8 protein-coding genes and 1 tRNA gene are annotated in these 6,774 nt (G+C 65.5%); 5 read left to right on the top strand and 4 right to left on the bottom strand.

Going from position 1 to position 6,774, the window contains the following annotated elements; all coding sequences use genetic code 11:
- Positions 1-51: 51 nt before the first annotated feature.
- Together Q0R16_RS06745 and Q0R16_RS06750 are read left to right on the top strand one after the other, a co-directional pair.
- A complete protein-coding gene (locus tag Q0R16_RS06745) occupies positions 52-351 on the top strand; it encodes a chorismate mutase (protein WP_295633952.1) in 300 nt (99 codons plus the stop codon).
- Positions 348-1,184, top strand: coding sequence for an isocitrate lyase/phosphoenolpyruvate mutase family protein (locus Q0R16_RS06750; protein WP_295633955.1), 837 nt, complete (start codon positions 348-350; stop codon positions 1,182-1,184). The genes Q0R16_RS06745 and Q0R16_RS06750 overlap by 4 nt, the downstream gene beginning before the upstream one ends.
- 8 nt (positions 1,185-1,192) lie before the next feature.
- Here Q0R16_RS06750 and Q0R16_RS06755 read toward each other — a convergent pair whose 3' ends face one another.
- Positions 1,193-1,825, bottom strand: a complete 633-nt coding sequence (locus tag Q0R16_RS06755; RefSeq protein ID WP_295633958.1) for an energy transducer TonB — start codon at positions 1,823-1,825, stop codon at positions 1,193-1,195.
- A gap of 10 nt (positions 1,826-1,835) precedes the next feature.
- Positions 1,836-2,300 (bottom strand): Lrp/AsnC family transcriptional regulator, encoded by a 465-nt coding sequence (locus Q0R16_RS06760; protein ID WP_295633961.1) that lies wholly within the window; start codon positions 2,298-2,300, stop codon positions 1,836-1,838.
- A 293-nt stretch (positions 2,301-2,593) separates the two neighbouring features.
- Between Q0R16_RS06760 and Q0R16_RS06765 the strand changes: the two genes are divergently transcribed.
- The 3 genes from Q0R16_RS06765 (at position 2,594) to Q0R16_RS06775 (ending at position 5,650) form a co-directional block, all read left to right on the top strand.
- Positions 2,594-4,432, top strand: a complete 1,839-nt coding sequence (locus Q0R16_RS06765; protein ID WP_295633964.1) for a histidine kinase dimerization/phospho-acceptor domain-containing protein — start codon at positions 2,594-2,596, stop codon at positions 4,430-4,432.
- A 79-nt stretch (positions 4,433-4,511) separates the two neighbouring features.
- Complete coding sequence (locus Q0R16_RS06770) at positions 4,512-5,507, top strand: polysaccharide deacetylase family protein (RefSeq protein WP_295633967.1); 996 nt, start codon at positions 4,512-4,514, stop codon at positions 5,505-5,507.
- Between the two features lie 67 nt (positions 5,508-5,574).
- A tRNA-Ile gene (locus Q0R16_RS06775) sits at positions 5,575-5,650 on the top strand.
- Positions 5,651-5,840: 190 nt separating this feature from the next.
- Here the strand turns inward: Q0R16_RS06775 and Q0R16_RS06780 are convergent.
- Both Q0R16_RS06780 and Q0R16_RS19555 read right to left on the bottom strand, forming a co-directional pair.
- Entirely contained in the window at positions 5,841-6,635 is a 795-nt protein-coding gene (locus Q0R16_RS06780; RefSeq protein ID WP_295633970.1) for a hypothetical protein, read from the bottom strand.
- A gap of 37 nt (positions 6,636-6,672) precedes the next feature.
- A partial coding sequence (locus Q0R16_RS19555; RefSeq protein WP_366857042.1) for an IS3 family transposase occupies positions 6,673-6,774 on the bottom strand: 102 nt, incomplete at its 5' end.

Here is a 6,774-nt window from a genome sequence, read left to right on the forward strand (position 1 = left end):
GCGCGAAAGCCAGCGCGATGGCGGGGGATTTCAGGCGATGGGAACTTGGCGATGACCGAAGATGCAGGTGACGCGGACGCGGTTCTGGCGGGCTTTCGCCAGTCGATCGACAACATCGATGCGGCAATGATCCACATCCTGGCCGAACGCTTCCGCATCACCCAGGCGGTGGGCGCCTACAAGGCCGCCAACACCCTGCCGCCGTCGGACCCGGCGCGCGAGGAGCGCCAGATCGCGCGGCTGCGCAAGCTGGCCGAAGACGCGCGGCTCGATCCCGAATTCTCCGAGAAATTCCTGCGCTTCATCATCGAGGAAGTGATCCGCCACCATCAGGCGCAAGCCGGAGCATGAGCGCCGTGCAAGCCTCCGCGTATCGCGCCTTTCGCGCACTGCACGAGGCGCCCGAACCGTTCGTGCTCGCCAATGCGTGGGACGCGGCCAGCGCAATCGTGCTGCGCGAGGCGGGCTTCCAGGCGCTGGCCACATCGTCCGCCGCGATCGCGCACGCGCTCGGACGCGCCGATGTGGCGCATGCGGTCAGCCGCGACGAGGCGGTGGCCAACGGCACGCTGATCGCGCGCATTTCGGGCCTGCCGGTCAACGGCGACCTTGAGGACGGCTTCGGCCCCTCGCCCGAGGATTGCGCGGCCACGGTCGAAGCCGCGATCGCGGGGGGACTTGCCGGGCTGGGAATCGAGGACACCACGGCCAATCCCGACGATCCGATCCACGGCTTCGAAACGGCGGTGGCGCGCGTTGCTGTGGCAGCAAAAGCGGCGAAAGGCCGCATCCTGCTGACCGGCCGGACCGACATCTACCTGCACGGGCGTTTGGAAGATCCTTTGGCCCGCCTCGATGAAGCGATCCGCCGCCTCACCGCCTTTGCCGATGCCGGCGCCGATGTGCTTTACGCGCCCTGCCTTCCCGACCTTGACGCAATCCGCAAGGTCGTCGCGGCGGTGGCACCGAAACCGGTCAACGTGCTGATCGGACCGTGGGGGCAATTCGTGCCGATGGAGGAGCTGGCGGCGGCCGGCGTCAAGCGCGTGAGCCTGGGCAGCGCGCTGTTTTCGGGAGCGATGGGGCACTTGGGCCGGGTGGCGGCGCGGGTGGCAGAAGGCGATCTTGCGGCCTCGGCCGAAGGTATGTCACCGTTGAAATTCAACGCGATCTTCGGTGATTAACCCAGCCGTCAGCCCCCGGCGATCAACCGCACGGTCAGAGGTGTGACATAGCGCAACGGGCGCCCGCCCGGATCGCTGACCGGCTTGGTGCCGAGCATCGCCCGGTTTGCGCAGACCACGGCGGCCAGCTTCGGGTTTGTGCCGTAAGGCGGCCGGGGGTCGATTGCGCAATCGACCGCCTTGCCCTGCTCGTCCACACCCACCACCACGCGCACATCAGACTGGTTGGCATCGGCCTGGTTGGCGGCACTGCCTGCCGTGTGCGGCAGTCGGCTGACGGTCAACTGCGCATCGGGGATCGGCCCGCTGCGCGCGACATCGTCGGCTTCAGGCGAGCCGGGCGCATAGAATTGCGCCATGGTTGTCGCCTGCGACCATGCCGGGTTGCCGTTCGCGTCGACCGCCGGACGGACCTTGCTGTGGTGCGCGCGTCCGCAGACCTCTTTGGCCAGCGATCCATAGCCCACCGTTGCCACGGTTTCGCAACGCACGACGACCCCGTCCGGATCGATCAGCAGCCGCACCAGCGCCGCAGCCGATCGCCCCCGCTGGACCGAGCCAGCCGGATAGCCTTTCGGACTCAACACGCGATCGAGATCGGGTCCGGCCAGAGCCAGGGCCATTGTCAGCATGAACGGCATTGCGCGATCCCTAGTCCAGCGGAACCCCGGGCACCTGCTTGGCGGTGCGGATGGTCAGCGAGGTTTTCACGCTGGCCACGTTGGGCGCCGGCGTCAGCTTGCTGGTCAGGAATTCCTGGAAGCCCTGCAGATCGCGGCTGACGATTTTCAGGATGAAGTCGATTTCCCCGTTGAGCATGTGGCATTCGCGCACTTCGGGGAGCAGTTTCATGTGGTCTTCGAAGCTGCGCAGCGCGTCTTCGGCCTGGCTTTTCAGGCTGACCAAGGCGAACACCGTGATCGTGTATCCCAGCTTGGCCGCATCGAGATCGGCGTGATAGCCGCGGATTACCCCGGCTTCTTCCAGGCTGCGCACGCGGCGCAGGCACGGTGGCGCCGTCAGCCCCACGCGCTGCGCGAGTTCGACGTTGGTTACGCGCCCTTCGTCCTGCAGCTCGGACAAAAGCCGCCGATCGATTGCGTCGAGTGTCGCCATGCCAGAATCCACCCCAGTATCGACCTTTCCGTCATCGCAGCCGCAAACGCCTCACGGCAACTTTCCACCGTCACAACGCGCCTCTGCCGAAATATTATTGTTTCTTATCGCAATCGTCCCACAATGCAACGCAGGCCGATGCAAGACTGGTTCGCCTGCCCGAATTTGGTACTATCGGAGTGGCAGCAGCACCGCATCGCGGTAGCGCCAGACCGAAAAGCCGCACTCACGCGTCAAACCCGGCTTGAAGTCCACCTCGGAATCGTTCGCAATTGCCGCAACCGGAGCCTTACTTGATCATCGACGATCGCCTTGCCACCGTGTTGCGCACGCCCCTTGCCGGGGCGCCGGGCACGCGTACGCAAGTGCGCCAGTTGATCGACCTGCTCGATCGCCTGCCCGATTCGCAATGGAGCGCGGACCACGACGACGCGCTGGCGCAGCTTGGCGTGCGGCTGAAAAGTCTGCCGCAGGACGAACAGGCGCAGATCGCGGCCGAAGCAGGGCTGCGTTCGCCCAGGCTTGCCGCGCACTTTGCAGAAACCGGCCCGCGCGTGGCAGCGGCCGCACTCGGCGCCGCGCGGTTGACCGACGCGCAATGGCTGGCGCTGATCCCCGCGCTTTCGCCGATGGCGCGCGGGCTGCTGCGCCATCGCCGCGATATGGGGCGCGACCGGACGAGTGCACCCGCCAGGCTGCTGGCGCGGCTGGGCGTCGGTGATTCGCCGCTGCCGCTGCCAGCGGGGTACGAGGCGGCCGTGGTGCCGCCGGTGCTGCGCGTGGTGGGTCAGGATGCGGTGGCGCCTGCTGAACACATCTCCGCCCCCTCAGCCGCTCCCGTTCCCGCCCCCGCTCTTCCGCCGCGCGTGGCCGAGGAAGTCCAGGGCATCAGCGCAATCGTCCGGCGGATCGAGGCATTCCGGCGCAATCGTGCGGCCACCGCCGCGCAGATCGAGGCCGACCGTGACAGCGCCGGCGCGCACCCCCACTTGCCCTTCGCAGACGGCTTTGCGCCGCCCGCGCTGACCGCAATCGACATCACGCTCGATCCGGCGGGCGAAGTGGTCGGCGCCGATGGCGGCGCGGCGGCGATGCTGATCGGCCACCGCCCGTTCACCGCCGATCGCCGTGCGGCGGCGTATTGCGACCCATCGACACTGCTCGCCACGCGCCAGCGCCGCCCGGTGCGCGAAGGCCGCGTCAGCCTCGAAGGCGCACCCGCCATCGCCGGCGACTGGCAGATCGATGCGGTGCCATGCTTCGATCCCGCCACCCGTACCTTTACCGGCTGGCGCGCGAGGCTGCGCCGACCCCGGCCGGTGGCGGAACCATCCACACTCGCGCTGCGGCTCAAGCCCGGCCCGGCCAACGATGACGGCCACGACGAGCTGCTGCTGACTGAAGTGTCCCACCGGCCGTATCAGCCGCACGATACCGATGACCGGCTGCGCCAGTTGCTTCACGAACTAAAGACGCCGATCAATGCGATCCAGGGCTTTGCCGAGCTCATCCAGCAGGAAATACTGGGCTCGGTTGCGCACCAGTACCGCGGTTATGCAGCGTCGATCGTGGCAGATGCAGCCACGATGCTCGCGCAGTTCGAGGCGATCGACCAACTGGTGCGGCTCGAATCGGGGCGCCAGCCGATCGATCCCGGGGAAACCGATGCGCGCCACGCGCTCACCACGCTGGTAGATCGGCTGGCCCCGCTGTTCGACCAGCGCCAGGCCAATCTTGCCTTCCAGCCGGGTGACGAACCGCTGCCGCTGGGGATCGCGCCCGATGCATTCGAGGCCATGATCTGGCGGCTTTTGTCGACGATCGCCGCAGCGGCGATTCCGGGCGAGCGCCTGAGCCTTCGGCTTGGTCGTGAAGGCGATACGATGCGGCTTGCCGCAAAGCTTCCCGATGCACTCGTGACCGCGGAGGCCGGTCAGTTCGTGGATAAAGCCGAGGGCGTATCGCTGTTGGGCCGCGGCTTCTCGTTGCGCCTGCTCGGTGCAGAAGCACGCGCGGCGGGAGGATCAGTGCGCCGGTCGGCACGATTTTTAACTCTTACGCTCCCTCTATTGACCCATTCGGTAACCAATTCTAGCCACAGGGAAGCGTCTGCCGTGCGATCGGGTGATTGATCCGTATCGTATGGACATTCCCAGCGGCGGACCGTCGGCTGCGACCATCGATCGATTGCTTGGAACCGGGGACTTGCACATGCCGAACATGCTGGATGTGCCGAGGTCACCCGACTTTGTCCGCTTTCACGCCGATTTCGGACAGCGCTTCATCGTTACGGTCGATACCGAGGAAGAATTCGACTGGTCGAAGCCGCTGGACCGTAGCGGCCACGGGCTCAGCCATGTGCCCCGGCTGGGCAAGTTCCAGCAATTCTGCGAAGGGTGCGGGGTCGTCCCGGTCTATCTGATCGACTTCCCGGTGGCGAGCGATCCGCTGACGGTGGAAGTGCTGGGCGAGGCAATCAAGGCCGGACGCGCCGAAGTGGGTGTACAGCTCCACCCGTGGGTCAGCCCGCCGCACACCGAGCAAGTCAACGAATTCAACAGTTTTGCCGGAAACCTCGAACCTGAACTGGAACGCGCCAAGTTCAACAAGCTGCGCGACACGATCGAGGACGCATTCGGCGTGCCGCCACGCATCTACCGCGCCGGGCGCTATGGGCTGGGGCCCGCCACCGCCGGCATCCTGTCCGAAACCGGCATCGCCTTCGACACGTCGGTCCGTTCGCGGTTCGATTATTCGGGCGGGGGCGGGCCCGATTATCGCCAGCACCCGCTGCGGCCCTACTGGATCGACCGCGCGGCGGGCCTGATCGAACTGCCGCTGACCACGGTGTTCTGGGGCGTGCTGCGCCAGCAGGGCGATTGGATCTATCCGCGGCTGTGGCGCGCGCCGGCGATGCGCGGAGTGCTGTCCCGGCTGGGCATGCTCGAACGCATCCCGCTGACCCCCGAAGGCGTGAGCGCGGACGAAGCCATCAAGGGCATCGACATCGCGATCGACGAAGGGCTGCCGTTGCTGGTGTTTTCGTTCCACAGCCCGTCGCTGCGCCCGGGGCTGACGCCTTATGTCCACGACGAGGACGATCTCGACAGTTTCTATGATTGGTGGCGCCGGATCTTCACGTACCTGGAACGGCGCAATGTCCGGCCGGCAATGGTCAGCGAACTGATGAGCGCGGTTGAGATCTGAGAACCCAACCCGCGCCTTGCAACCGGCCGCCCCCCCCGCTAACCGCAATGCCGACGCTCGGTGCGCGGGGCCTGTAGCTCAGTGGTTAGAGCTGGCCGCTCATAACGGCTAGGTCGCAGGTTCGAATCCTGCCGGGCCCACCACGCACCTTCCGTACACCTGCGTCTCACCTGCCCAAGCCGAGACTTGCGAATTTTCTCCGTATTCTCAGGGACTTTGCGCGTACGATTGAGGCCGGTTCGCATAACTGAGACTGACTGACCTAGAGTCGGAGCCCGCAATGCTGGAAAAGTCTCGCCGGCTGAAATAGCGACCTAATGATGCAGTTGGTGGTCAGTTAGCGCCGAATCCCAGCACTTGGCGCTGCTCTGCCCACGCAAGCGGAAATGCCGCCATGCGCCAAAGCGATCGCGCAGAGATGGATGTAGGCTGCGTGCCGGACAGGATGTTGCGTACAATTGCGGGGTCGAGATAAGCTAGCCGAGCGATACGCTCGAGATGCCGAGCTTCGGTTTGGGGCATGGCCGAGTGCTCGTCGGCGGTCATCGACATAAGCCGTTCACGCGCTGCAAAGCCCCGCCCAATCAGATGGGCAAGCTTATCATCACGGACGGGGACCGGGCCAGATGGCGGATCGAGTCTCAGTCGGGACTCGTGTCCGTAGCAAGCCTCCTTGGTTGGCAGTTTGACGGTGAGGGTTTCGATCTCGGGCGATGTCAATTGCAATTGCGCAAACAGGGCTGCGGTCGATACGGTCATGAGCGCCGCGCCTTGCGTCACTGTAACCTTGGCCGAAAGCCCTGCGAGCTGATCGCGAAACTCGGCAATGGTTGCGTTTGTGATGACATCCGCCAGATTTGAGGCATATGCGAAGAGCTCGCCGCGGGCCTCAACGTCGAGATGTTCGCCCAGTTCACTCAACCGCCGCTGGTCCTTGAGGAGAGCCACTAACTCCTGCCGCGCGGAACTGTTAAGCTCGCCTGCGGGCAGTCGCTGCGCCGGCTCGCGTGATCCGTCCGCCTGGTTGGACGCGTAGTAGGTGTATCGCCTCCCATGATTGCGCGTGTGGCACGGTGACATCGGCCGGCCTTGCGCATCGAATATCATGCCCGCCAGCGGGCTGACCACTGGACTTGTAACGGTTTCGTGCCGGTCACCTATCTCATTATGCCACCTTGGCCTCGAATGCGAGCGGGCTGATCCCGGCCAGATATGAGTGACGCCGCCGCGTGTTGTAGAACCCGTTGATGTACTGGAAGATCGCTGC

Source organism: Novosphingobium sp. (assembly GCF_025351285.1).
Lineage (GTDB): Bacteria > Pseudomonadota > Alphaproteobacteria > Sphingomonadales > Sphingomonadaceae > Novosphingobium.